21 protein-coding genes are annotated in these 23725 nt (G+C 65.3%); 13 read left to right on the forward strand and 8 right to left on the reverse strand.

Annotated features, from left to right (window positions below):
* Positions 1-93 precede the first annotated feature (93 nt).
* The 3 genes from ABFD92_13110 (at position 94) to ABFD92_13120 (ending at position 3074) form a co-directional block, all read left to right on the forward strand.
* Positions 94-1152, forward strand: coding sequence for a glycoside hydrolase family 130 protein (locus tag ABFD92_13110; GenBank protein ID MEN6505477.1), 1059 nt, complete (start codon positions 94-96; stop codon positions 1150-1152).
* A complete protein-coding gene (locus tag ABFD92_13115) occupies positions 1149-2267 on the forward strand; it encodes a glycosyltransferase family 4 protein (GenBank protein ID MEN6505478.1) in 1119 nt (372 codons plus the stop codon). Before ABFD92_13110 ends, ABFD92_13115 begins: the two co-directional genes overlap by 4 nt.
* Before the next feature lie 291 nt (positions 2268-2558).
* The gene (locus ABFD92_13120; protein MEN6505479.1) at positions 2559-3074 is read left to right on the forward strand and encodes a D-lyxose/D-mannose family sugar isomerase; all 516 of its coding nucleotides are present in this window, start codon (positions 2559-2561) and stop codon (positions 3072-3074) included.
* Positions 3075-3281: 207 nt separating this feature from the next.
* Here ABFD92_13120 and ABFD92_13125 read toward each other — a convergent pair whose 3' ends face one another.
* Both ABFD92_13125 and ABFD92_13130 read right to left on the reverse strand, forming a co-directional pair.
* Positions 3282-3719 (reverse strand): TA system VapC family ribonuclease toxin, encoded by a 438-nt coding sequence (locus ABFD92_13125; GenBank protein ID MEN6505480.1) that lies wholly within the window; start codon positions 3717-3719, stop codon positions 3282-3284.
* A 2-nt stretch (positions 3720-3721) separates the two neighbouring features.
* Positions 3722-3955 carry a DUF6364 family protein gene (locus tag ABFD92_13130; protein MEN6505481.1) on the reverse strand — a complete coding sequence of 78 codons (234 nt, stop codon included), beginning with the start codon at positions 3953-3955 and terminating at the stop codon, positions 3722-3724.
* A gap of 679 nt (positions 3956-4634) precedes the next feature.
* Between ABFD92_13130 and ABFD92_13135 the strand changes: the two genes are divergently transcribed.
* The 9 genes from ABFD92_13135 (at position 4635) to ABFD92_13175 (ending at position 14729) form a co-directional block, all read left to right on the forward strand.
* Complete coding sequence (locus ABFD92_13135; GenBank protein ID MEN6505482.1) at positions 4635-5114, forward strand: hypothetical protein; 480 nt, start codon at positions 4635-4637, stop codon at positions 5112-5114.
* Positions 5115-5465: 351 nt separating this feature from the next.
* Positions 5466-6371 carry a 16S rRNA (cytosine(1402)-N(4))-methyltransferase RsmH gene (rsmH, locus tag ABFD92_13140; protein ID MEN6505483.1) on the forward strand — a complete coding sequence of 302 codons (906 nt, stop codon included), beginning with the start codon at positions 5466-5468 and terminating at the stop codon, positions 6369-6371.
* A 37-nt stretch (positions 6372-6408) separates the two neighbouring features.
* Positions 6409-7185, forward strand: a complete 777-nt coding sequence (locus ABFD92_13145; GenBank protein MEN6505484.1) for a LysM peptidoglycan-binding domain-containing protein — start codon at positions 6409-6411, stop codon at positions 7183-7185.
* Between the two features lie 10 nt (positions 7186-7195).
* The gene (locus tag ABFD92_13150) at positions 7196-7480 is read left to right on the forward strand and encodes a hypothetical protein (protein ID MEN6505485.1); all 285 of its coding nucleotides are present in this window, start codon (positions 7196-7198) and stop codon (positions 7478-7480) included.
* 13 nt (positions 7481-7493) lie between these two features.
* Positions 7494-9254 (forward strand): penicillin-binding protein 2, encoded by a 1761-nt coding sequence (locus tag ABFD92_13155; GenBank protein MEN6505486.1) that lies wholly within the window; start codon positions 7494-7496, stop codon positions 9252-9254.
* 14 nt (positions 9255-9268) lie between these two features.
* Positions 9269-10738, forward strand: a complete 1470-nt coding sequence (locus ABFD92_13160) for a UDP-N-acetylmuramoyl-L-alanyl-D-glutamate--2,6-diaminopimelate ligase (GenBank protein ID MEN6505487.1) — start codon at positions 9269-9271, stop codon at positions 10736-10738.
* Complete coding sequence (murF, locus tag ABFD92_13165) at positions 10735-12165, forward strand: UDP-N-acetylmuramoyl-tripeptide--D-alanyl-D-alanine ligase (protein ID MEN6505488.1); 1431 nt, start codon at positions 10735-10737, stop codon at positions 12163-12165. Before ABFD92_13160 ends, murF begins: the two co-directional genes overlap by 4 nt.
* The gene (gene mraY / locus ABFD92_13170; protein ID MEN6505489.1) at positions 12162-13277 is read left to right on the forward strand and encodes a phospho-N-acetylmuramoyl-pentapeptide-transferase; all 1116 of its coding nucleotides are present in this window, start codon (positions 12162-12164) and stop codon (positions 13275-13277) included. The genes murF and mraY overlap by 4 nt, the downstream gene beginning before the upstream one ends.
* A 21-nt stretch (positions 13278-13298) precedes the next feature.
* Complete coding sequence (locus ABFD92_13175) at positions 13299-14729, forward strand: FtsW/RodA/SpoVE family cell cycle protein (GenBank protein ID MEN6505490.1); 1431 nt, start codon at positions 13299-13301, stop codon at positions 14727-14729.
* Here ABFD92_13175 and ABFD92_13180 read toward each other — a convergent pair.
* The 6 genes from ABFD92_13180 to ABFD92_13205 all read right to left on the reverse strand — a co-directional run bounded on the left by ABFD92_13180 (position 14695) and on the right by ABFD92_13205 (position 21189).
* Positions 14695-16527, reverse strand: a complete 1833-nt coding sequence (locus ABFD92_13180; protein MEN6505491.1) for a hypothetical protein — start codon at positions 16525-16527, stop codon at positions 14695-14697. The genes ABFD92_13175 and ABFD92_13180 overlap by 35 nt on opposite strands.
* A gap of 371 nt (positions 16528-16898) precedes the next feature.
* Positions 16899-17267 carry a hypothetical protein gene (locus ABFD92_13185; protein MEN6505492.1) on the reverse strand — a complete coding sequence of 123 codons (369 nt, stop codon included), beginning with the start codon at positions 17265-17267 and terminating at the stop codon, positions 16899-16901.
* A gap of 20 nt (positions 17268-17287) precedes the next feature.
* The gene (locus ABFD92_13190) at positions 17288-18040 is read right to left on the reverse strand and encodes a PEP-CTERM sorting domain-containing protein (GenBank protein MEN6505493.1); all 753 of its coding nucleotides are present in this window, start codon (positions 18038-18040) and stop codon (positions 17288-17290) included.
* A 212-nt stretch (positions 18041-18252) separates the two neighbouring features.
* Positions 18253-18960 carry a PEP-CTERM sorting domain-containing protein gene (locus tag ABFD92_13195; protein MEN6505494.1) on the reverse strand — a complete coding sequence of 236 codons (708 nt, stop codon included), beginning with the start codon at positions 18958-18960 and terminating at the stop codon, positions 18253-18255.
* A gap of 130 nt (positions 18961-19090) precedes the next feature.
* Positions 19091-19516: a hypothetical protein gene (locus ABFD92_13200; GenBank protein ID MEN6505495.1), complete on the reverse strand. Its 426-nt coding sequence runs from the start codon at positions 19514-19516 to the stop codon at positions 19091-19093.
* A 296-nt stretch (positions 19517-19812) separates the two neighbouring features.
* A complete protein-coding gene (locus ABFD92_13205) occupies positions 19813-21189 on the reverse strand; it encodes a glycosyltransferase (GenBank protein MEN6505496.1) in 1377 nt (458 codons plus the stop codon).
* Positions 21190-21413: 224 nt separating this feature from the next.
* Here ABFD92_13205 and ABFD92_13210 point away from each other — a divergent pair, with 224 nt between their 5' ends.
* Positions 21414-23699 (forward strand): VIT domain-containing protein, encoded by a 2286-nt coding sequence (locus tag ABFD92_13210; GenBank protein ID MEN6505497.1) that lies wholly within the window; start codon positions 21414-21416, stop codon positions 23697-23699.
* The last annotated feature ends 26 nt before the right edge of the window (positions 23700-23725 follow it).

The raw sequence follows: 23725 nt of genomic DNA on the forward strand, positions 1-23725 counted from the left end.
TTTCGCTGAGGTTTGTGGTTTGGGACTTTGTTCTTTTGGGTTTCCTTCGGATTTCGAGTTTAGGATTTGGGGTTTTCCCCCAAAGGGGGCATGATGCCGCTACTGCAACGACTGGCTGCCAATCCGCTGCTGACGCCGCAGGACGTTGCCCCCACGCGGGGCGACCTGGAGGTGCTCTGCACGCTCAACCCCGCGGCAGTGCGCCTCGGCGACGAAACGCTGCTGCTGGTCCGCGTCGGGGAGCGCCCGATCCCGCAGCCGCAGTACGTCAGCTACCTCATCTATGACGCCGCGGCCGGGGCCATCGACGTGAAGCACATCGCCACCAGCGACCCGGACCTGACGATGCCCGACGCCCGCGGGTATCACTACCGCGGACGCATGCTCCTGTCGAGCCTGTCGCACCTGCGGATCGCCCGCAGCCGCGACGGCGAGCACTTCAGCTTCGACCGCAAACCGGCGATCTTCCCCGTCAACGAGTACGAAGCGTACGGCTGCGAAGACCCGCGCATCACGTTCACCAACGGGCAGTATTACATCACGTACACCTCCGTCAGCGACCGCGGGGTGACGGTCTCGCTGGCCTCGACGAGCGACTTCGTCGAGTTCTACCGCCACGGGGTGATCTTTCCGCCGTACCAGAAAGACGTGTGCATTTTCCCCCGCAAGATCCAGAACATGTACGTCTGCCGCCACCGCCCCTACAGCAGCATCTTCAACCCCCCGTGCATCTGGACGGGATGGTCGCCGGACCTGGAATCATGGGGACGCCACGAGCTGACCCTGGCCCCGACGCCCTCGACGTGGATGGGCCAACGCGTCGGATGCGGTGCCGCGCCCATCGAGACGCCCGAGGGATGGCTGGAAATCTTCCATGCCGCCGACGAACAAGGCCGATATTATCTCGGCGCGATGCTCAGCGAACTCGAACGCCCTCAGCGGATCATCAGCCACAGCGCCAGGCCCGTCCTGGAGCCCCGCGAGAGCTACGAGATGGCCGGCATCTACGCCAACTGCGTCTTCTCCAACGGACTGACGGTAGACGAGGACGGGCGAATCGTGGTCTACTACGGCGCAGGCGATCGTGTCTGCGCCGCCGCCACGACCACGATCGACGAGATGGTGGCGGCCGCCAAGGATAGCCGGATTTGAGCGACTCGAAAATACGAATCTGCCACGTGATCGGCGACCTGCGTCCCAGCGGGGCGGCGCGCAGCGTGTGCGAAATGTCGCGGCGCCTCAACCGCGACCGCTTTGACGTGCGGGTGCTGGCGCTGCGGGGCGGTTCGGCAGCACAATGGTTCCAGGACGCCGCCATCGACGTGACGGATCTGGAGATGACGCACCCGTGGCGCCTGCTGCGCCTGCGCGGTCTGAGCGACCAGCTCCGCCGCCTGCATCCGGACATTGTCCACACGCATCTGTATCAGGCGGACCTGGCCGCTCGCCCGGCGGCGCGCCTGGCGGCCGTGCCGCACCTGATCCACACCGCCCGCACGCCGGCGGGCCGGTTCCGCCCGTGGGAGTTCGCCTTCACGCGGTTCCTGGCGGGGTACTGCGACCGCCTGGTGTGCGTGAGCGAGTCGGTGCGGCAGTTTCATCAGCGTCGCAGCGGCCTGCCGGAGGAGAAGTACGCGCTGATCCCCGACGGGATCGACATCGAGCGTTTCGCCCCCGCGCCGCGGCTTCGAGAGGCGATGCGGCGCCAGTGGGGCGTCGACGAGCGGCAGATCGTCGTGGGGTTCGTCGGGCGGCTCAATGCGCAGAAGGGCATCGACACGCTGCTGTCGGCCATCAGCCACCTCGGGGCGCGGGGCAACCCGGTCAACGTGGTGATCGCCGGTCAGGGGCCCCGCCAGGCCATCGTGCGCAACTTTATCCGCTACGGCGAGGGCGGGCGAAGCTGCCGCCTGCTGGACTTCGTCGACGACGTGCCCGCGCTGCTCAACGCCCTGGACATCATGGTCCTGCCCAGCCGCTGGGAGGCGTTCGGAACGGCCGCCGCCGAAGCGATGGCCGTCGGCCTGCCGGTGATCGTCAGCGACACCGGGCACCTGCGCGACCTGGTCGCCCACCGCCGCACGGGAATCCTCATCGACCCCGGCGACTCGGTCGCCCTGTCCGAGACGATCCTCGAACTGGCCGCCGACGCGCCCCTGCGCCAAACGCTAGGCGCGGCCGCCCGCGAGCACGTGCGGGCGACGTACCCGATCGAAAAAACCGTCGCCGCCCACGAGGCGCTCTACGAACAAGTGGCGGGGGGATGAGGAACTCACCGCAGAAACCAAGGAAGAATGGAATGGGTGGAAGATTGGAATGATGGAAGAGTGGGCGGCTGATCCCGTCGCCGCAAGGCGACCCTGGAGTGCGGCGGCACCGACGCCGCCCTGGATGTTTTTCAAAACCAGTTCACCGCAGAGGTCGCAGAGAACGCAGAGAAGAAGCTTTGCCACAGAGGTCACAAAGAGCACAGAGAAGAACTTTGTTTTTGACCCCCCCTCTGTGTTCTCTGTGACCTCTGTGGCAGAGTTATTTCCCCGAACCCGAGGACGTGAGAGATGGCGAAGAAAACGAAATCCGCCGTGGGCGCGCAGAAGAACAAGGGGGTGTACGTTTCGATCACCGGCCGGGCGGCCGCGGCGGCGATGGCGGCGTTTCGCCGGCAGATGCGGGCGTGGAAGGTTGCCCTGCCGGCCTCGGCCGAGCCGCTGATCATCGACTTCGGCCTGGGCGAGTTTGACAAGACCGGGCTGATCGAGGTCTGGATCGCCAACGAGGTGGAAGCGGGGTATTGCGGCAAGTACCTCTTCCTCTTCGACGGCCAGACCTGCCCCATGCACTGCCACAAGATGAAGCACGAGACGTTTTTCGTCGCCCAGGGTAAGGTCCGCATGACCGTCGGGGCCCGCACGCGGATCATGAAAGCCGGCGACGTGCTGGCCATGCCCCCCGGCCCGCGCTACCGCCACCGCTTCACCGGCATCGGCAGCGCGCTGCTGCTGGAAGTGAGCAAACCCAGCCTGGCCTGCGACAACTACTTCGACGACAAGAGAATCACCGGGGGCAAGGAATAGACGATTCACCGCAGAGTTCGCAGAGACCGCAGAGACAGAGATTGGAATGATGGAGGATTGGGCTCTCGTCGCCGCAAGGCGACCCTGGAGTGCGGCGGCAGCGACGCCGCCCTGGATGTTGTTCAAGACCCTCACTGTCGCTGAAGGCCTCGCTCACGTCGCCCCCTGCGCTGCCTGCGGATGGGGAGAAAGACTTGGCATGATCCCCTACTTTTGCAGCGGATCCACCACTTCAATAAACGTGAAGCGGTGGAAGTCGGTGTCGCGGGTATAGATTCGGCTCAGGCCGTGCTCTTTCATCAGGGCGGCGATGTGGAGATCGAAGACGGTGTTGCCCCCCGACACGTGTGACTGCGCGGCGAGGTCCGCCAGCACGGCCATGTGGCGAGGCGTCTCGGGCAGCAGGCTCAGGTTGTCAGCCTCCATCAGGGCGTTGATGAACTGCAGGGCTTCGGCCAGGCTCCAAGGATGCCGCAGCACCTTTCGGTGCGTCACGACGCGGAGGAACTCGTAGACGGTTGGCCATGTCAGGTACCAGGGTTCGACGCCGCGGCGCAGGCCCTCGATCAGTTTCAGACATCGCGCATGCTCATCGGCGTGGCGGTCAGCGGCATAGACGAGGATGTTGGTGTCGACGACGAACATGTCTAATCCTTGGAAGATTCCATCGCCTCGTAGAGCGCTTCGCGATTGGCGATGTCCACCAACGCCCCGCCGCTGTCGAACGTCGGCAGGGGAGGAGCCTTCCTGTGGCGGTGGGGCTGTTTGAGACTCGTCCGCAACGCGGCCTCGACCAATTCCGACATGGTCCGCCCCTGTCGGGCCGCCTCTTCCTTAAGACGCTTCATCACCCCGTCATCGATGTTCAACGTGGTCTTCATATGGTTAACCATATCATGCATATGGCGAAATGTCAACCGGCGATTCAAATGTCCTATCGGCGAAAGGCTTGGCCGCAACGGGCGTAAAGAACACGGAGAAAGTGAAGCTTGACAGTGATCAGCCAGCGGCAGGCGAAAGCGTCGAGCTGGGCGGCCAGGGCGGGTTGATCGCTTCGATTTTGCTGCGAAATTTCATAATGCGATTTTCACCAAAGGGCCGATAACCACACGAAGGGCGGATAGCGCCCTGGCTTGAGTATCGCGCTGATTGACAAGTTTCTCTAGTGAGTCAGCGCCCGGCCAGAGATTGGTTGGGCGCTATCGGATGTCTTGGCCGGGCATGGATGCCCCGGCGGGGGCGCGGCGCGTGCGGCCGCACAGGTCATGGAAGATCGGCTTGGCCAGGGAAGGCCACGGCAGACGGCGCGGGTGGCATGGCGACACACGTTTCTGTTTTCGTGGGTCGCCATGGGTATCCGGGTGCATGGGCGAGACGCCCCATGCCACACACGGATGCATGGGCGGGACGCCCATGCCACAAAAGCGGCACCCGGCCAGGGAAGGCCTAACAGAGACTGGACAGATTTTTTTGTGATGAATCGCTTTTTTTTGTTGTTGGTTTCCCTGTTAGTGGTTAATATTCCCTAGCCATCCCAGCCGGTGGCGGAAAGAACCTTGAATGGCGCTGTTCGTGGGAGAGTTCGAGCAACTCATCGATGCCAAGCATCGCTTGGCTATCAGTGCGGCGTTGCGCGACTGCATGGATCCCAAGGAAGACGGCAAGGATTTCATCCTGGTTCTGGGTCCGGACCGGCATCTGTGGCTTTATCCGGACCTGTACTACCGTCGCCTGGCGGCCAGCCTGAAGCGTTCGCCCCTGCCCACTCGCGACAAGCGGAAGATCGATCTGTTCTTCGCGATGGCGCGGATGCTCAAGGGCGACTCCCAGGGTCGCGTCGTGCTTCCGGAAAAGTCGATGCAGCGGGCGGTGATTGCAGACAAGGTGACGCTGCTGGGAATGGACGATCACATCGAGATCTGGCCCAGCGAGGAATGGGACGCTCGAGTCGACAGCGAACTGCCCGTCTACGGCGACATGCTTTACGACGCGGCAGACGCGCTGAACGCACAGAATAAACAAGGCGCCTCAACGGACTGAGGCGTGGGAATCGCCCGCGGGCCGGTCATGGTTGACCACGCCCGCGGCGGACTTAAGAAAAAGGAAAGCGGTCCCGGGAGACAACGGACTGAAATGGCCACCTCTCAGACATCCCAGAGCCACTCCACCGGAAGGCATGGAAGCCCTCCCGCGAGCCTGGCCGAACTTCGCCGACAGCTTAACCGGCCATCTTTGATGACCGATGGGCACCGGCAGCGCCTGCTGGACTTAGTTCAGAAGCTCAGGCGGGTTCAGGGACTGGGCGGTTGCTACTCCCGGGTCGCTTTCTCTCCTCACGTGGCCGTGGCGGCGGCCGCCTGTGCCGCCGGCGACTGAGGCGAGGTCAAGGCCATGACCGGCCTGCCCGCTCACAGTCCCGTGATGCCCCAGGACGTCGTGGAACTGCTGGGCGGACCGGGGCGACATGTGTTTCTGGACTGCACCGTAGGCCTGGGCGGCCACGCGGAGCTGCTGTTAAGTCAAGCCCCTGTCGATGCTCAACTGATCGGGATGGACCTGGACGCCGGCAATCTCGTCCGCGCGGGTCAGCGGCTCAAACCGCTGGGAAAACCGGTGCGGCTCTTTCAAGGCAACTTCTCCCAAGCCCGCGCTGTGCTCGATGAAGCCGCCATCTCCAAAGTCGACGCCCTGCTGGCCGATCTGGGCGTGGCGTCGAGCCAACTCGACGATCCCGCTCGCGGTCTGAGCTTCTCCCAGGACGGTCCGCTGGACATGCGGTTGGACCGCACCGGCGGCAGGCCCACCGCGGCGGACCTGGTAGCCAAGATGGACGAAGGCGAACTGGCCGACCTGATCTACGCCTATGGCGAGGAGCGTTACAGCCGCCGGATCGCCCGGGCGATCGTGCTGGCGCGGCAGAGCAAGCCCATCACCACCACCGGCGAACTGGCAGCGATCGTTTTGCGGGCGTATCCGGGAGCGGCCAAGGCGACGCGGCGGGGCGTACATCCGGCCACCCGGACCTTCCAGGCGTTGCGAATCGCCGTTAACGGCGAGATGGAAAATCTCGACGCCCTGTTGAAGGCTCTGCCCGATCTGGTCAAGACCGGCGGGCGGGCGTGCATCATCAGTTTTCACTCACTAGAGGACCGGCGTGTCAAACACGCATTTGCGGACCTGGCCCGGGCGGGCCGGGCCGCTCTGATAACGAAAAAACCCAGGACGGCAGACGAGGACGAGATTGCCCGCAATCCGCGGAGCCGCTCGGCCAAGCTGCGGTGCCTGGAAATGACGTAGCGGCTCAAGGACGTGCCGCTGCCGGAAGGAGCCGGACATGGGCAGGGAAACTCGCATCGGACTGCTGGTGAGCCTGGGATTCGTCGTGGTTTTCGGACTGGTGCTGGCCGAGTTGACCGGGCTGGATCCGGCCGGTCCCGCCGCGGCGCCCTCGGCGGCGGTGACGGGGACGGATTACAGCCACGCCTATCCCATCGAAGAACTGCGGGTCTCGGAGAGGCCGGCGCCGCGCCGGGCGGTCGGACATTCCGCCGAGCGTCCCTCCTCCTCCCAGCGCAGAGCGGCGGTGGTGCAGCAACAAACCAATCCCCAACCTCCGCGGCCCGTGGCCGAAGCGCCTCGCCCGCTCAACCGCCAGTACACCGTCGTGCCCAGTGACACGCTGATCGGGATCGCCCGCAAAGTCTACGGGCGGGCGCACGGCAACGAATACCGCCGCATCCTTGATGCCAACCGCAGCCTGCTGGCCGGCGAAACTTCGCTCAAACCCGGCCAGACGCTGGTGATTCCTGCTCTTCCCGGCGCCGCGCCCGCCCGCGCCCAAGAGGCGACCGATCGGCTGGCGCCGGCGCCGGTGGCGCACGTGGCGGCTTCACAGGCACCGGTGGCCGCCATCACCCGCGAGACCAGCGCTCCTCCGGCGGGGTGGGTCTACATTTTCAACGGCAACGAGACGCTCCAGAAGATCGCTTGGACGTACTACAACGACGACAGTGGCGCCGCTGTGCAGCGGATTATCAATGCCAATCCCGGGCTGGAAACGCTCAGCCGCTATCCGGCCGGGATGAAGATCGTCATCCCCCCAGCCCGCTAAAGGACCTGCAGTGCGAATTGCCATTTTGATCATCGTGATGGTTGGGCTGACCGTGGCGCTGGTGCAGATACGCCGCGCCGAGATTCGCACGCACCACCAGATCCGCCAGCTCGAGGCTCGCCAGGCGGTGCTGGCGCGGCGCCTGGGCAGCCAGCAGGCCCAACTGGCCGGTCTGACGCAGCAGCAGGCCCTATGGCAGCGGGCTCAGAAGATGGGCCTGGGGCTGATCGACACCACGGCATCGCGGCGAAACATCGCGGCCCGTCCGCCGGCGACGGGGGGCAACTCGTGGTAACGCGGAGGCAACCATGAAACCTGCAGTCCCGGGGCGCTGGCGGCTGGAAGCGGCCTTTGCAGCCGTGGTGGTCGCGCTGGTGGGACTGGCCTGCGCCCAGGCGACGCTGGTTCACAGCGGCAAGGAAAACGCCGAGGCCCGCATCCGCGTGCAGCAGACCATGACCGTGCCGTTGCCCGGGCGTCCGGGGACCATTCTGGCCCGCCAGCGCACGCGGTACGCCACGGTGGCCTCGAGCCATCTCGTCGGCGGCGTGTACGTCGACGCCCGCATGATCGACGAAAGCCAGTCTGACGAAGTCGCCATCGGCATCGGCAAAGCCGTCGGCCTGTCCGCCCAGGACCGCATGTATTTCGTTCCGGCCGTTCAAGACAAGATTCTTCGCCGCCGCGATTCGGGCTATGTGCGTGTCATCAAGGCCGCCGACGAGCAGCAGATTCAGAATGTCCAGCGGCTCAAGATGCCTTCGGTCGGGATCGACTATCACTGGCAGCGGGAGTACCCCAACGGGTCGCTGGCGGCGGCGGTGCTGGGGTTCCGCCGCCCCAACGGCGAGCCCGGCGGCGGGGCTGAACTGTTCTTTCGCCAAAGCCTCCAGCCCACCGACGGCGAAAAGGTCATGCAGACCGACGCGCGGCGCCGGGCGATCTGGCTCGACGCCTCCAGGAGCAGCCCGCCGCGCGACGGGTACAACGTGTTCCTGAGCATCGACCTGTCGATGCAGGCGATCATGGAAAAAGCGTTGGCCGAGGCGGTCGAGACCTACGGCGCCAAGTGGGGCAGCGGCCTGATCGTCGATCCCTGGACCGGGCAGGTGCTGGCGATGGCGTCGGTGCCGACGTTCGATCCGTCGTCCTACCAGAATGCCTCGGATGACAGCCGGATCAATCGCTGCATCAGCATGCCCGTCGAGATGGGCAGCGCCATCAAGCCGCTCTTCGCCGCCGCGGCAGTCGAGCAGGGCCTGGTGAATTACCAGACCCTGATCAACTGCGAGGACGGCCACTACCGCGCCCCGCGGGGGGGAACCATCACCGATCACGGGCAGAGCTATCAAATGCTCAGCGTGTCGGACATCATCAAGCACTCCAGCAACATCGGGATGGCCAAGATCGGCGAGATGATGGGCAACCGCCGCCTCTTCGAGTGGGCCACGGCCTTCGGTCTGGCCGACCGCACGGGCATTCCGCTGCCCGGCGAGAGCGGCGGAATCGTCCGTCCGTTGCGCAAATGGGATGGCTACAGCACCCGCCGCGTGCCGTTCGGGCAGGAAATTTCGACGACCCCGCTGCAGCTTGCGATGGCCTTCAGCGCCTTGTCCAACGGCGGGCTGCTGCTGGAACCGCAGCTTGTCGATTACATCGCCCGTCCCGACGGAACGGTGATTCACCGCGGCAGACCCAAGGTGGTGCGGCGCGTGATTTCCCCGGCCACCGCGGCCGCCACCGTCCAGGCCATGCGCGGCGTCGTCGAGGCGGGCACGGCCAAGGAATATCCCCTCGACGGGTGGACCAGCTTCGGCAAAACGGGAACCGCTCAGATCCCCGGACGGACGGGGTATCAGGAGGGGGCGTACGTCGCCAGCTATATCGCCGGCGCCCCGGCCGATCGCCCGCGGGTCGTGTGCCTGATTTCGGTCTATTGGCCCGACCCGGCAAAAGGGTATTATGGGGGCAAGGTGGCCGCGCCCTATGTCAGGCAGGTGCTTGAACAGACCCTGGCCTATTTGAATGTGCCCCCCGACGCGCCGGCCGCCGTATTAGTAGCTCGATAACTGGACCGACGGCTATGCGTTTTTCTGAGCTTCTGAAATCGTCCCGGATCCCGCACACGCGCCATGGGCGCGACGTCGAGGTCGCCGATCTTACCGACGACTCCCGCCAGTGCCACGGCGGTTCGTGTTTCATCGCCGTGCGGGGCACTGCCGCCGACGGGCACAAGTTCATCGCCGCCGCCGTCGCCGCCGGATGCGCCGCCATCGTCTGCCAGGACCCCGCCGCCGTGCCCGCCGGCATGCCCCATGCCATCGTCGGCGAAAGCCACCTGGCGCTGGGGCATCTGGCGCAGGCGTTTCTGGCCTGGCCCGCGCGCAAGCTCACCGCCGTCGGCGTCACCGGAACCAACGGCAAGACCACCGTCACGTGCCTGCTCGAGGGCATCCTGCAGGCCGGCGGTCAGCGGGTGGGGCGCTTGGGAACGATCGGCTACAGCACGGGGCTGCGGTTTATCCCCGCCCCGACCACCACGCCCAGCCCGCTCATGCTCGCCCAGGCCTGCGACGAGATGGTCCGATGCGGCTGCCAGTACCTGGTCATGGAGGTCTCGTCGCACGCCCTGGCGCAGGATCGGGCGGCCGGAATCGCCTTCCGCACCGGCGTGTTCACCAACCTCACCGGCGACCATCTGGACTACCACGGAACGATGGAGGCCTACGCCGCCGCCAAGCGCAGGCTCTTCGAGCAGCTCGACGCGACCGCCACGGCAGTGCTCAATCGCGACGACCCCTCGGCCGACGCTCTTGCGGATGCGGCACCGGGGCGGGTAATGTGGTATGGTTTGAGTTCAGCCGCCGACCTCTACGCCAAGATTCTGCGGCTCGATGAGACCGGCGGGGAGTTTGATCTGATTGAAGCCGGCCAGTCGGTGCGGATCCGCACGCCGCTGATCGGTCGCCACAACGTTTCCAACAGCGTGGCGGCCGCCGCCGCGGCGCGGAGCCTGGGCGTGGAGATGGACACCATCGCCCAGGGGCTCCAGCAGGTGTCGCTGGTGCGCGGGCGGCTGGAACGGGTGCCGGCAGATGCGCCCTTTGAGGTGTTTGTGGATTACGCTCATACCGATGACGCGCTGGCCAACGTGCTGGGGGCACTGCGCCCGATCACCAGCGGGCGCATTATCGTCGTGTTCGGTTGCGGCGGCGATCGCGACCGCACCAAGCGACCCCGGATGGCGGCGGTGGCCCAGAGCATGGCCGACCGCGTGGTGGTCACCTCCGACAACCCCCGCGGCGAAGAGCCCGCCGCGATCATCGACGAGATCATGACGGGCTTTGGTCCCGACGCCGCCGAGAAGGTCGAGGTCGAGAGCGACCGGCGATCGGCGATCGCCCTGGCGATCTCGCGGGCCGGCAAGGGCGATGTGGTGCTCATCGCCGGCAAGGGGCACGAGTGCGAGCAGATTATCGGCAAGCGGAGAGTTCACTTTGACGACGTCGAGGTGGCCCGCCAGCTTCTTGCCCAGAGGGACAAGGCGCCATGAAACCGTTGTTGGGCGAGGAAATTCAACGCGCCGTCCACGGACGATGGTTGACCCGCGGCGCCTCCGAGAAAATCCTCGGCGTCAGCATCGACTCCCGAACCGCCCGCGCGGGCGAGCTCTTCATCGCCATCGTCGGAAAGAACCACGACGGCCATTCCCACCTGGCAGCGGCGGCCGACGCCGGATGCACCGCGGCGATTATCTCAAAGGACTACCGCCCCTCGGCGAAGATCCTGCAGCGCTTTGGCGTGGGCGTCCTGGCGGTCGATGACACCACGACCGCTTTGGGCGATCTGGCCGCTTTCTACCGCCGCCACGTTTCGGCGGCGGTGGTGGCTGTCACCGGTTCCAACGGCAAGAGCACCGTCCGGCGGATGATCCACCACATTCTCTCCAAGCGACTGACCGGTTCGTGTGGGCTCAAGAACCACAACAACCACATCGGCGTGCCGCTGACGCTGCTGGCCGTCGAGCCCAAAGACGACTTCGTCGTCAGCGAGATGGGCACCAGCAGCCACGGCGAAATCGCCCGCCTCTCGCAGATCGGCCAGCCCAACGTGGCCGTCATCACCTCCGTCAGCCCCAGCCACCTCGAAGGCCTGGGCAGCGTCACGCACGTGGCGGTGGAGAAGGCGGCGCTGCTGACGCACCTGGCCGCCCGCGGCCTGGCGATCGTCAATGCCGACAGCAAAGAACTCGACCGCGCGCTGTCCAACTACAAGTGCAACGTGATCCGCTTCGGCGCCTCGGCGGGGGCGTCGCTGCGACTGACGAATTACACCCCCTGCGGCACGGGGCAGGAGTTCGTCATCAACAACCGCCTCAAGGTGACCCTGTGCGTCTGCGGCAGGCACAACGCCTTGAATGCCCTGGCTGCCATCGCCGTGGCGCAGCGCTTCGGGTTCGCCCAGGGCGAGGCCGCCAAGGCCCTGGCCGACTACCAGGGCATGGAGATGCGCCTGCAGTTCGTGGACCTGGGCCACTCGACGCTGATCAACGACGCCTACAACGCCAACCCCGCCAGCATGCTGGCGGCGGCGGACGTGCTGGCCGACAGCGCCGGGCGCCGCCGCGTGATGATCGCCGGCGACATGCTCGAACTGGGCGGAAAGTCCCAGTCGTTCCATGAAGACGTCGGACGCAAGCTGGCCCAGTTGAAGATCGACCTGCTCATCGGCGCCGGTCCGCTGGGCGCCCGGATGGCCGCGGCGGCGGCGGAGGCGGGTTTGGCCGCCGAAGCCTTCAAAAGCCCCGAGCACCTCGCCGATCACCTCGGCGCCCTGCTGCAGCGGGGCGACACGATCCTGATCAAAGGCTCGCGCGGCGCGCAGATGGAGCGGTTGATCGAGCCCATTGCCGCGGCCCTGGCGGGCGCCCCGGACACGCTGCGCGCCCGCAAGGGGCGGGCGAAGGACGGCGCCAAGTGATCTACTGGCTCTTCCTATCGCCCAAGAACGAAGCCCTCCTGCTGCGTCTGGCGGGGGCGGGGGTCTTGAGTTTCCTGCTGGTGGTGCTGCTGGCGCCGCGCGTCATCCGCCTGCTGGTGCGCTACAAGGTGGGCGACCGCCCGGAGTTCGACCACGCCAACCTCAACGAACTGACGAGGCACAAATCCAACACCCCCACGATGGGCGGGGCCCTGATCGTCGCTTCGATGCTCGTCTCGATCCTCATCTTCGCCAACGTCTTTGGCAACATGTTCGTCCGGATGGGGCTGCTGGTGCTGATCTGGCTGGGCGTCCTGGGCGGCATCGACGACTGGCTCAAGCTCCGCCACGCCCCCGGAACCCCCACCCGCGACGGGCTGCGAAGCTGGGAGAAGCTCGTCTTTCAGATCGGCCTGGCCCTGCTGGTCTCGATCTTCATGCGGCACTACTACCGCGCGGTCGAGCCGGCGCAATTCTTCTACTTCCCCTTCCTGGCCGATCCCATCGCCATCGGACTGACCGCCCACATCATCATCACCACCCTGACGATGGTCGGCACGTCCAACGCCGTGAATCTCACCGACGGCATGGACGGTCTGGCGGCCGGTTGTTTGGGCATTGTGGCGGTGGTCTTTCTGCTGATCTCGTTTCTGGTCAGTTCGGTCCGCTTCACCGAGTTGTTCCGCCTGCCGCTGATCGACCGGTCGGTGGTGGAGATGGCGATCCTGTGCGCCTCGATGCTGGGGGCGTGCCTGGGATTCCTGTGGTGGAACTCGCCGCCGGCCCACGTGTTCATGGGCGACACTGGGTCGCTGCCGCTGGGGGGGATGCTCGGGTATATCGCCGTCGTCACGCGCCAGGAGCTGCTGCTGTTCATCGCCGGCGGCGTGTTCGTGACCGAGGCGCTGAGCGTGATGATCCAGATATCGGTTTTCAAGATGACCAAGGGTCCCGGCGGGCGCGAGGGGCGCCGGGTCTTCCGCTGCGCGCCGCTGCATCATCATTTTCACCTGGGCGGCTGGGCCGAAAGCAAAGTCGTCGTCCGCTTCTGGATGCTGGGGGTGATTTTTGCGGCCCTGGCGCTGGCGACGCTCAAGCTCAAGATCGAGTGACGAGGCATAGCGATGGCAGGGATGCCCGATGACAAACCGCTGACCCTGGCGCAGAACGCGTTGGGACGAGGCTTGGCGCTGGTGACGCTGGCGCTGCTGGCGCTGGGGGTGGTGCTCGTACAAAGCGCTCTGGCGTCGGTGAATGAACCCGGCGCCTGGTACGCGCGAGTTGACGTGCGGCACACGATCTTTGCCGGCGCGGCCCTGCTGGTGTTGCTGGCGGTATGCCATTTTGATTATCGGCGCCTTGCCCGCGGCAGCAACGCCATGCCCAGGCTTGCCATCGTGATCTTCTGCATCACGATGGTCGCCGGGCTGCTGGTCTTCGTGCCCGGACTGGGCAAGCAGATGGGCACGTACTATCGCTGGGTGCGCCTGGGGCCGCCGCAGTACAACCTGCAGTTCCAGCCCTCCGAGTTGATCAAGTATGCCCTGGTGATCTTGCTGGCGGCGCTGTTCACGATGCGGCCCCAGCGATGCCGCCAAGGCCGGTGGCTGCTGGGGGCGGCGGTTCTGATCGGCGTGGCGATGGGTCTGGTTATCACGCAGGATATGGGCACCGCCATAATCATCGGCGCCGCGGCGCTGATGACGCTGCTGCTGGCGGGCGTGCCGTGGTATTACCTCGCCGCGCTGCTGCCCCCGGCGGCGGTGGGCTTCTGGTATTACGTCACGCACCTGGCGACCAAGATGGCCCGCATCGCCGCCTGGCTGGATCCCTGGTCCAAGGATAATCCCTCCTCGCATCAGGTGCGAGAATCGCTGCTGGCCATCACCTCCGGCGGGTGGTTCGGCAAAGGGCCCGGCAACAGCGTGCAGAAACTCGGGTACCTGCCCGAGCGCACCACCGACTACATCTTCGCCATCTTCTGCGAAGAGTGGGGCTTCATGGGTTCGCTGCTGCTCTTTGTCTTGCTGGCGGCGTGGGCATGGTATGTCCGCAGCATCGCCGTCAAGGCCAACAACCGCTTCGGCAGCGTGCTGGCCGCGGCACTGGGATTCGCCATCATCCTTCAGGCCCTCATGCACGCGGCGGTCAACCTCAACGTTCTTCCCCCGACGGGCATCGGCTTGCCTTTCGTCTCGTACGGCGGCACGCAATTGCTGATCCTCGCCGTGATGGGCGGGCTGGTCATCTCCGTCTCGGCCAGACGCCACATGACGCCGCAAGAGGGGATGGCCGAGATTCGAGACGACGCGGAGGTCGCCGTCGAGCCGGCGGCGCCTCTGGACCAGGCTGTGCCGGCCGACGAACCTCCCGCCGCCGCAGCGCCTGGCGACCCCGATGCCTCAGCCCCGCCGGTGACGGTGGATGATCTCGATGCCTTTCTTGAGAGCCAGGACCGGGCCGACCACCAGCCGCCCCACACCGACGAACCGCTTTTTGCCCAACTCCAACAAGAGCCGCCCGCGCCAATCAATGATGTGACAGACGAGCCCGCTGACCGTTGACGGCCGTCATCTGCACCGGCGCGCCGCGGAGCCACAGTCGGCCGATCTCGATCTTCTCCCACCCTTGCGGAAGCCTGGCGGGATATCGCGCCCAATCGCCGGCGCTGATGCGCAGCCCGGTGAAGGCATACATAGCGGCCATCAGCATCGCCGCGTGCGTGGTGAGGTGCTCGTCGTGAGGATGTCCGGCAAGACCCGCGCAGAGACCGTAGGGGGCTGCCCACGTTTCCTGGCAGAGGCGGTGGAACAGTTCGGCGGCCTTGGCGCGATCGCCGGCGATGGCGGCGGCAGCGGCGCGGGCGGCAACGGCCGGTCCGTCCGTCGCGGCAGCGGTTTGTTGCGCCTGGCGTTCCAGGGACCGCCGCAGCAGTTCGCCGTCGAGGGCGCCGTATTCTACCGGATCGTGCAACAGCAGTGGCGCCAGCGAATCGCCGCCGGCGATGGCGCCCGTGGCGCCGTCGACAGGAACCACGATCGCCCCGGCAAGTTGCGCCCATGCCCCCGGCGGGTCGTAGCCGATCGTCGCGGCGCACTGGCTGGCGGCGGTCAGCGCCATGCGGCAGAGAACGTTCATCTCGGCGGTGTTTCGCGTTGCGTCGGCGTTGACGATCTCGAAGCCTTCGGCGGTGAAGCGGCCGCGGCTTTCGATCCATCGCGCGTAGTCCGACAGCACCGGCCAGACCGCGCGGCGGAGGAAGTCTTCGTCGCCGGTGGCGAGGAAATACTCCCAGAACGCCAGTGCCACCCGCGGCGTCGCGCGATGATCGCCGGCGGCGGAGTCGGCGGGCGGGCAGCCTTCTTCGCCCCCGGCCGCCGCCTGCAGCGGAAACATCGCCCCCTGCAGACCCAGCAAAAGCCCCGCCGCCCGCGCTGAGGGAATCGACGCCAGTCGGAACCGCAGCATGGCCTGGGCGGCATCGGGCGCCGCCGGCGCCACGGCGGGCAGCAGCCAGTAGTCCATGTCGTCCAGCACGCGCCCGCCGTAGGGCCAGGCAGAACTCAAGCCCATCGGGCTGACGCCGCACAGGGCCGAGGCGTGGCAACTGGAATGCACGTAGAAGAAGGCCGCGTCCAGCGCCCGCTGGGCCTGCGTATCGCCGCTGAGGCGGATGCGGGACTGCCACAGATCCAGCCAGGCCTGACGGTTGAGGCGCGACAGCTCGTTAAAACCAACCGCCCCCGCCCATGCCGCCATCCGCTGGGCGTGCGCTTGCGGCTGGGGGTGATAAGCGGCGGGCACAACGGCCGCCAGCGTGTGGACGACGCCCGTCTGCCCGCTTTCGATGCGCAGGCTGCGCTGCTGCGGCTGGGCCAGCGCCAAGCCGAAAGTCGTGGGCGAGCCCACACGGGGGATGATCTCGATCTGCGCCTGGGCCAAGGCGGTCAGGCGAATCTCCTGGCAGGCCACGCTGGGGGCGCTGCGGGAAAGAAACTGCAGCACCTGGACGTCCAGCGTCAGCCCCTCGGCGGCGAACTTCATGTGCGTGGTCAACTCGCCGGTGGCCATGTCCAGGCTCTGCTTGATGACCGTCACGCGCTGGGGGTTGTCCAGCAGGCTGGTCCCCGCGGCGATGATGTCCGTGCCGAAGGGATAAGCTGCCTCGGCCGAGCCTTCGCCGCTGCCGGGAACCTGCCCGGTCACCAGCGCCGCGGCGGGGCGGAGCGGATTGGCCTGCGGACGCAGACCGATCAGGCCGTTACCAAGATACGCGGGGGTGAAGTGTTGCGAAAAATCGATGCAATCCAACTTCGGAATCGGCAAGGTCCCTCGCGGGACCATCGGCGTTGGCGTAGGCATCGGCGAGCTCCAGATTGCTTCAAACGAACCGACCCCAAAAACCGGCCGGCACCTCAGGGGGCATTCTGGCGGCAACCGCCTCGCCTGTCAATGAAAAGCGTCGGGTCAAAGGGGAAAAGCCGCGGCGGAGGCACTAAACGAAAGGGCAATTCATTGTGTGAACTCGTCACTGTTAAAAGAGCCTGCCAGGCGCGGCGAAGTGTTCCTCGGCACTCCGCCGCGCCCTCCGTTGGCAAGCTTGCACCACAACAACCTCCGCACACCTCCCGTCCGTCGCCTCCGCAATCGACCGCGGCGGCGAGGGTCGGCTCCAAAGCTTTTTCCTCCGGACTCGAATGTGAACCGGCATCATCATCGCCGGACTCAATGTTTTATCGCGCCTCATCCCCCTCGATCACTCGCGTCCATTGCCCTGCGTTCAGGGGCCCCTGGAGCACGGCCGCCCCGCGGGGCGCCATCTTCTGAGCCAGATCGCCCGTCTCGACGTAGACCATCGGCCGGTGCTCCGTCTGCAAGGCGATCGTCAAGGCGTCCATTGCGTCGTCGGCGGTCTCGGTCGCGTCGATGATCGTGCGATTGCCCGAGGCGACAGCCTTAAGGAATCCGTCGGTCGTGCTGCCGGGGTACAGGCACAGGGCATAGTGCTCGTCATTGCGGGCCCAGTCGCCCAGTTGCCGCACCAGCGACGCCGAGGGGCACACCAGGATGATCTCTTCGAATTGTTGTGATCTGCTGACCATTGCGGTTCCTGCGGTGAAGGTTACTTGCTCGAACGAATCTTGCGGTTGCGGCGGTTGAACAGCACCAGCGCCCCGCCCAGCGTCAACAGGGCCAGCGTCGCCGGCTCGGGCACCGGAACTACCGGAACCGACGAGATGGCGCCGATGGCGTCGATGTCGGCCCCGGCGTAGAAGCCGTACATGCCAGCCGCGGGATAATCAAAGCGGTCGTCCTGGATCGCCACGTACTGGAACATCGTCGTGGTCGCAAGCGAAGCGGCCGCCAGGACCGGATCGATGTCGATCCCGCGGGTGCTTCCGGCGATGCGACCTGCGTACAGCCAGTCGACGTTGTTGGTGCTGATCCAGACGAAGGAGGCCTCGACCACCGGACCCACTTCGAACACGTACAGGTCGGCACTGGCGGTGCCGCTGCCGGTCAGGGCGTTGTCGACGAACTTGACCACCAGGGTGCCGCCGTTGCCCAGCGAGACGAACTGCCCGAGGTTGTGCGTGGCCGCACCGGAAGGCGGCGACGTGTAGTTGGGCGCGCCCAGAGCGTCGTCGGCGTTGCGCCAACGAGCGTCGGGCGACTGGCCCACCAGCGTCACCGGGTCGGGCGTGTCAACCGCCGGGGTGTAGCTCACGACCGCATCGGCAAACGAAAGGGCGCCGGCGGGAAAGTCCACGCCGCCGATAATCTCCGCCCGGGCCGTTGAAGAGAGGATGGCGACCGCCGCGGCGGCGATCAGCAGGCCGCAGGCACGCATGGCGTTGTTCGTCTGACGAGTCATGGCAGTAGCTCCCAGGGTGGACCTTGAGGGTCGAAATGCCGCTTCACAAACTGTCTTGGCGACTTCGATGTTCCTCTCCGATTCGTTGCTGGCCGGAGAGGAGGTTCCCGCGAACACCGCAGCCGCCAGTTGGCCGTTCGTCATGTTGTGTGTTCGCGTGTTCATGGTCATTCTCAGCGTTAGGGGTTAAGCGTTCCTGTGTCGTTGCAGGGTTACAGGGTGTTCTTGCGGGCCTGGCGACGGCGGACGACCAGGATCGTTCCAGCCACGCCCATCAGCACCAGCGTGGCAGGCTCGGGAATCGTCGAGGAAATCGCGCCCACCGCGTCGATGTCCGCACCGGCGTAGAAACCGTAGCGGTCGGTGTCGGGATACTGGGCCGCGTCATCCTGCAGCCGCACGTAGGCAAACTGGGTCGTGTAGGGCAGGCTTTCGGCCGTCAGCACCGGGTCGATATCGATGCCACCGGTGGCACCGGCGACGAAGCCCACGTAGAGCCAATCGATGTTGTTCTGGCTGATCCAGATGTGGGTCTTCTCAACTTCAGGACCGACTTCAAAGATGTAGAGGTCGTGCCCAGCGTTGCCGCTGCCGGTGAGCCTGTTGTTGATGAACTGCAGCGTCAGGAAACCGCCATTGCCCAGCGAGACGAACTGGCCTTCGTTGTGCGTGGTGGCTTGAGGGGCCGGGGGGGTGTAGTTCGGCGTGCCCAGGGCGTCGGCGGGAACCATCCAACGCGGATCGGGGATAGACGGGCCATCGCTGAACGGCGCGTACGACACCACCGCATCAGCGAAGGACAGAGCGCCCTGCGGGAAGTCGATCCCGCCGATGATCTCGGCACGGGCGGTCGAGGCGGCGCCAATCAGAGCAGAGGTCAGGATCAGGCCCAGAATCAGTTTTGTCGTCGTGGTCTTCATTGCAGTTCTCCGGCTAAAGGTCTTATTCGGTTAAGTCCGCAGTGGACTCTAATTCTCAATTTCTTTCTTTGCAGCCAGTTACGTTTCAGCGTTTGCAGCTCAGTCATTTTCCTAATGCATCGTAGGGGGGTTAATTACCTCCTGCCGATGCCATAGACTCTTTCGCGGCGGCTCGCGTGGCCGCTCCCAGAAGCGGCTCAAAAAAGCCTTCCCATTCCGCCGGGCTCATCGGTCCGGCCAGCAGCAGCGACCCGCGAAGGCGGACCTGGATCTCCAGGTCGTCGCGACGTTTTTCGGTGTACACAGCCGCGTGCTGACGCCCGAGGCGTTCGTTGGCGATCTCCAGAACGTCCAGCGCCAGGTCCCCATCGCTTGTGGCGTCGGTAATCACGACAGCGGCATTGCTCAAGGCCATCTCGATGGCCACTGGCGTCTTGGCCGAAACGAGCCTCAACGAGTGCTGGCTGTGCCGGCGGATCCACTGAGCCACCTGGAGTACCAGGCTCTGGCTGGCGTGGAAGAGGACGATCTCGTTGTTGACTGTCGTGTTACTCATGAAGGTGATCCTTTCTAAATCAGCTTCGCCGGCGCCAATCGTCGGCAACGATGTAATAACAACGACCGTGCCAAAGGATCGACTCCGTTAAAGCGAAGCATATAAGAGGCTTACAAATAAAGACTTATAAAACTGGGGCATGGAAATCAGGCGCGAAAAAGCTTTGAGAAATGCGGTTCAAAGTGCGGCGCGCGCCGCGATGCGCCACAAGGTCTCTGGTGCAATTTGCGGCGCGGGCGCAGCGAGGTCCGGCGCGGCTGTTGAAAGCGGTTGCGATCCCTGGTTGCCGATCTGCTTTACCGCGTCGCCCCGACCAGGCCCGTGTAGAGGTCCTTGAGTTTCGCGGCAGAGTCTTTCCAGGAGAGTTTGCGCAGCTCGATGTGCCCGTGCTGTCGCAGGGCGCGCTGGAGGGGGGCGTGCTTGAGCACGGCCAGGATCTTGTTGGCCATCTCGTCGGTGTCCCAGAAGTCGACCTTCAGGGCGTGCGTGAGCACTTCGGCCACGCCGCTTTGGCGCGAGATGATGACCGGAACATTGTGGCTCAGGGCCTCGAGCGGGGCGATCCCGAACGGTTCGGACACGCTGGGCATGACGTACAGGTCGGCGAGCTGGAACACGCGGGCGACGTCGGCGCCGCGCAGGAACCCGGTGAAAGCGACATAGCGCCCGAGCTTGAGCTGGGCGACCTCGCGCACGCATTGGGCAATCATGTCGCCGCTGCCGGCCATCACGAACCGAACGTTCTTGTACCGCTCGACGACCTTCTTGGCCGCGCGCAGGAAATACTCCGGGCCCTTCTGCATGGTCAGGCGGCCCAGGAAGAGCACGATCTTTTCATTGCGCGTGATGGGGCGGTAGATCTCGTCGCTGTCGGCCTCGGCGGGGAACTCGACGGCGTTATAGACCACGTGGCACTTCTCGCGCTCGACGCCGTAGCGAGACACGGCGATATTCTCGGTCAGGTGGCTGACGCACACGACCGCGGCGGCCGCATGCATGCCCATGCGCTCGATGTCGTAGACCTGCTGGTTGACGTTCTCGCCGGCGCGGTCGAACTCGGTCGAATGCACGTGTACGACCAGGGGTTTTCGCGAGGCCGCCGCCACGGCGAGGGCGGCCGGATAGGTCATCCAGTCGTGGGCGTGGATCACGTCGAACTGCTCGGTGCGGGCCAGTTCCAGCGCCAGCCGCGCGTAGCGGTGTACCTGGCTGATCAGGTCGCCGCCGTAATGGGCGCCGGGGCCTGCGGCGAAGGTGCCTTTGGGCAGGTCCTGCGGACCGTGAGGCTGGGGCGCGTCGGCGTGGACCTGGGCCGATTGCGGAAAGCACTCGTGCAGGCTCTGGATGTCGAACTCGCTGAGCAACTCGGGGATTCGTTCCGTGGCTCCGGGGCGGGCGTACGGCTGGAGGACGGCGTCGACCTGGTGAAATTCGACGTTGGGCAGTTCCTTGACGCGGAAGGTGCGTTCTTCCGCGGCGGCGGTGACATCGATGATGTCGGCGGGGCTCTTGAGCCGCACGTGGGACGTTTCGCCGCCGGGCACCGACTGGGGCAGCACGAAGACCACCTCGACGCCCACGGCATCGAGACCCTTGGTCAGTCCGAAGCACGCGGTTCCCAGTCCGCCGGTGATGTGCGGGGGAAACTCCCAGCCTAGCATGAACACTTTCATTCCAAGAAATCCCTCATCGACGATGGAGAATCCCGACCGGGCGGATTATACACTGACACAGGGGCGATGCCATAGCGCCTGAATTTTACGCAAAGTTGGAACCGCCGGCCAGCCGGGGCGTCAGAGTTCTGTGGCATACAGAAGCAGGAGCATGGGCGAGACGCCCATGCCACACGGGAGCATGGGCGAGACGCCCATGCCACAAAACAGCGTGGAGACCAGTCATGAACACTCATCTCAGAGCGGTAGCGGCGGCAGTGGTGGCGATGGCGGTATCAACGGCGGCGCTGGCGGACGGCATGATTATCCCGATCCGTCCGCACATCCAGATCCGAGGGAGCTGGTCCGTCAAGTATCACCACGTGGACATCAAGGTGCGCGACCAGGTCGCCATGGTCAGCATCGACCAGGCCTTCGAAAACACCGGCCCGGGCGTGCTCGAGGTGGAATACGTCTTCCCCGTGCCGCCCGACGCGGCCATCGACTCGATGACGCTCATGGTCGACGGCAAGGAGTACGCCGCCAAGCTGTATAAGGCCGACGAGGCCCGGCGCATCTACGAAGACATCGTGCGCACCAAGAAAGACCCCGCCCTGCTGGAGTACGTGGGCTTCGGCCTGTACAAGACCAGCGCCTTTCCGCTCCAGCCGGGCAAACCCTGCCGCGTGCTGGTCAACTACAAGAACGTCTGCCACAAGGACCGCGACCTGGTGGAGGTGTGGTACCCGCTCAATACCGAGAAGTTCTCGGCCAAGAAAATCTCCAGCGTAAAGGTCAGCGTCGACATCGAGTCCAGGAGCGACATCACGTCGGTCTACTCGCCCACGCACGACCTCAACGTCAAACGCAACGACCCGCGCCACGTCGTGGCGACCTTCGAAGTCAAAGACGCCCTCCCGGCGACCGACTTCCAGGTCTTTTACAAGGCCGCCGACGAAAAGGTGGCCGCCACGCTGCTGACCTCGCAGCCGCAGCCCAAAGAGGACGGCTACTTTCTCATGCTCGTCAGCCCCAACCCGCGCGACAGCCAGACGAATGTCATGCCCAAGGACATCGTGCTGGCCCTTGATCGCAGCGGCTCCATGAACGGCGAGAAGATCAAGCAGGCCAAGGCCGCCGCCGCACAGGTCCTCAACAGCCTCAATAAGGAAGACCAGTTCAACGTCGTGGTCTACAGCGACTCGGTCGAGGCGTTCTTCGGCAACGAACTGGTAGCCGCCGACAAGGCGCACGTGGAGCGGGCGCTGGAGACGCTGGACCGCATCGACGCCGGCGGGGGCACCAACATCCACGAGGCGATGATGCTCAGCCTCAAGGCGATCAAGGGCTCGCCGTCGTCGCGCCCCAAGTACGTGATCTTCATGACCGACGGTCTGCCCACCGTCGGCGAGACCGACGAGGGCAAGATCCTCAAGGAGATCGCCGCGGCCAACAAGGATGTCAGCGCCCGCGTCTTCGCCATGGGCGTGGGGTACGACGTGAACGTGCGGCTGCTGGACAAGCTCGTCGGCCAGAACGACGGGCGCAGCGACTACTGCAAGCCTCAAGAGCCGATGGAGCCCAAGATCAGTTCGCTGTACAACAAGATCAAGAACCCGGTGATGACGGACCTGTCGGCCGAGTTCGGCAAGCTCAAGGTGCGCGACCTGTACCCGCGCAAGCTCGGCGACCTGTTCGAAGGCGACCAGATCGTGCTGGTGGGGCGCTACGACGCTGACTCGGTCAAGGATCTCCCCGCCGGCGCCGGCGGAACCTTCCAGACCCAACTGGTGGTGCGGGGCAACTACCTGGGCAAGAGCAAGACGTTCGAATATCCCGTCAGCGTCTGTGCGCCCGGACCGGATCTGCGGTACGGCTTCGTGGAAAAACTCTGGGCCGTCCGACGCGTGGGATACCTGCTCGACCAGATCCAGCTTCATGGCAAGAACCAGGAAGTCATCGACGAGCTGGTCAAGCTGAGCCTCAAGTATGGCATCATCACGCCCTACACGAGCTTCCTGGCCGACGAACGGACCGCCCTGCATGACGCCCCAAGCGTCCGCGCCAGCGCGAACGAGTCGCTCGAACGGTATAAGGATGTCTCGGGCGCCCACGCCCAGGTGGCCGCCAAGGCCCGGCAGAGCCTCAATTCGGCCGACGCTCCCGCCCCGGCGGCCGAGGCGCCGGAGTATTCCGCCAGCGGCGCCGGGAAGAGCGCCGGCAACGCCAGCGTCTACGGCAACACCACCGTGCGGGCGTATGAGGCCGACAAGAAGGAAAAGGCCGACAGCGTCCGCAGCGTCGACAACCAGACGCTCTACCGCCGCGGCAACGTGTGGGTGGCTGACAGCGCCGCCAAGGTGGACATGGAAAAGGACCGCGACAAGATCCAGACCATCCACCGCTACAGCGACGAGTACTTCAAGCTCATCCACGGCAACACGGTCGAGCAAAACCGCCTGATGGCATCCCAGCGCGCCGACGAGGAACTGCTGGTGACCCTGCGCGGGCAGACGTACAACATCAAGTAAGAGCTCGGCGCGCCGCATGTGGAGTG

The sequence above is a fragment of the Planctomycetaceae bacterium genome (genome assembly GCA_039680605.1).
Lineage (GTDB): Bacteria > Planctomycetota > Phycisphaerae > SM23-33 > SM23-33 > JAJFUU01.

Bases quoted from the DNA above. Each gene is read 5' to 3' on its own strand.
- ABFD92_13180 (MEN6505491.1), bottom strand. From the start codon at position 16,527: ATGCCTACGCCAACGCCGATGGTCCCGCGAGGGACCTTGCCGATTCCG.
- ABFD92_13130 (MEN6505481.1), bottom strand. From the start codon at position 3,955: ATGAAGACCACGTTGAACATCGATGACGGGGTGATGAAGCGTCTTAAG.
- ABFD92_13205 (MEN6505496.1), bottom strand. From the start codon at position 21,189: ATGAAAGTGTTCATGCTAGGCTGGGAGTTTCCCCCGCACATCACCGGC.
- ABFD92_13190 (MEN6505493.1), bottom strand. From the start codon at position 18,040: ATGACTCGTCAGACGAACAACGCCATGCGTGCCTGCGGCCTGCTGATC.
- ABFD92_13135 (MEN6505482.1), top strand. From the start codon at position 4,635: ATGGCGCTGTTCGTGGGAGAGTTCGAGCAACTCATCGATGCCAAGCAT.
- ABFD92_13175 (MEN6505490.1), top strand. From the start codon at position 13,299: ATGCCCGATGACAAACCGCTGACCCTGGCGCAGAACGCGTTGGGACGA.
- ABFD92_13145 (MEN6505484.1), top strand. From the start codon at position 6,409: ATGGGCAGGGAAACTCGCATCGGACTGCTGGTGAGCCTGGGATTCGTC.
- ABFD92_13120 (MEN6505479.1), top strand. From the start codon at position 2,559: ATGGCGAAGAAAACGAAATCCGCCGTGGGCGCGCAGAAGAACAAGGGG.
- ABFD92_13185 (MEN6505492.1), bottom strand. From the start codon at position 17,267: ATGGTCAGCAGATCACAACAATTCGAAGAGATCATCCTGGTGTGCCCC.
- murF (MEN6505488.1), top strand. From the start codon at position 10,735: ATGAAACCGTTGTTGGGCGAGGAAATTCAACGCGCCGTCCACGGACGA.
- ABFD92_13155 (MEN6505486.1), top strand. From the start codon at position 7,494: ATGAAACCTGCAGTCCCGGGGCGCTGGCGGCTGGAAGCGGCCTTTGCA.
- rsmH (MEN6505483.1), top strand. From the start codon at position 5,466: ATGACCGGCCTGCCCGCTCACAGTCCCGTGATGCCCCAGGACGTCGTG.
- ABFD92_13125 (MEN6505480.1), bottom strand. From the start codon at position 3,719: ATGTTCGTCGTCGACACCAACATCCTCGTCTATGCCGCTGACCGCCAC.
- ABFD92_13210 (MEN6505497.1), top strand. From the start codon at position 21,414: ATGAACACTCATCTCAGAGCGGTAGCGGCGGCAGTGGTGGCGATGGCG.
- ABFD92_13200 (MEN6505495.1), bottom strand. From the start codon at position 19,516: ATGAGTAACACGACAGTCAACAACGAGATCGTCCTCTTCCACGCCAGC.
- ABFD92_13195 (MEN6505494.1), bottom strand. From the start codon at position 18,960: ATGAAGACCACGACGACAAAACTGATTCTGGGCCTGATCCTGACCTCT.
- ABFD92_13160 (MEN6505487.1), top strand. From the start codon at position 9,269: ATGCGTTTTTCTGAGCTTCTGAAATCGTCCCGGATCCCGCACACGCGC.
- ABFD92_13110 (MEN6505477.1), top strand. From the start codon at position 94: ATGCCGCTACTGCAACGACTGGCTGCCAATCCGCTGCTGACGCCGCAG.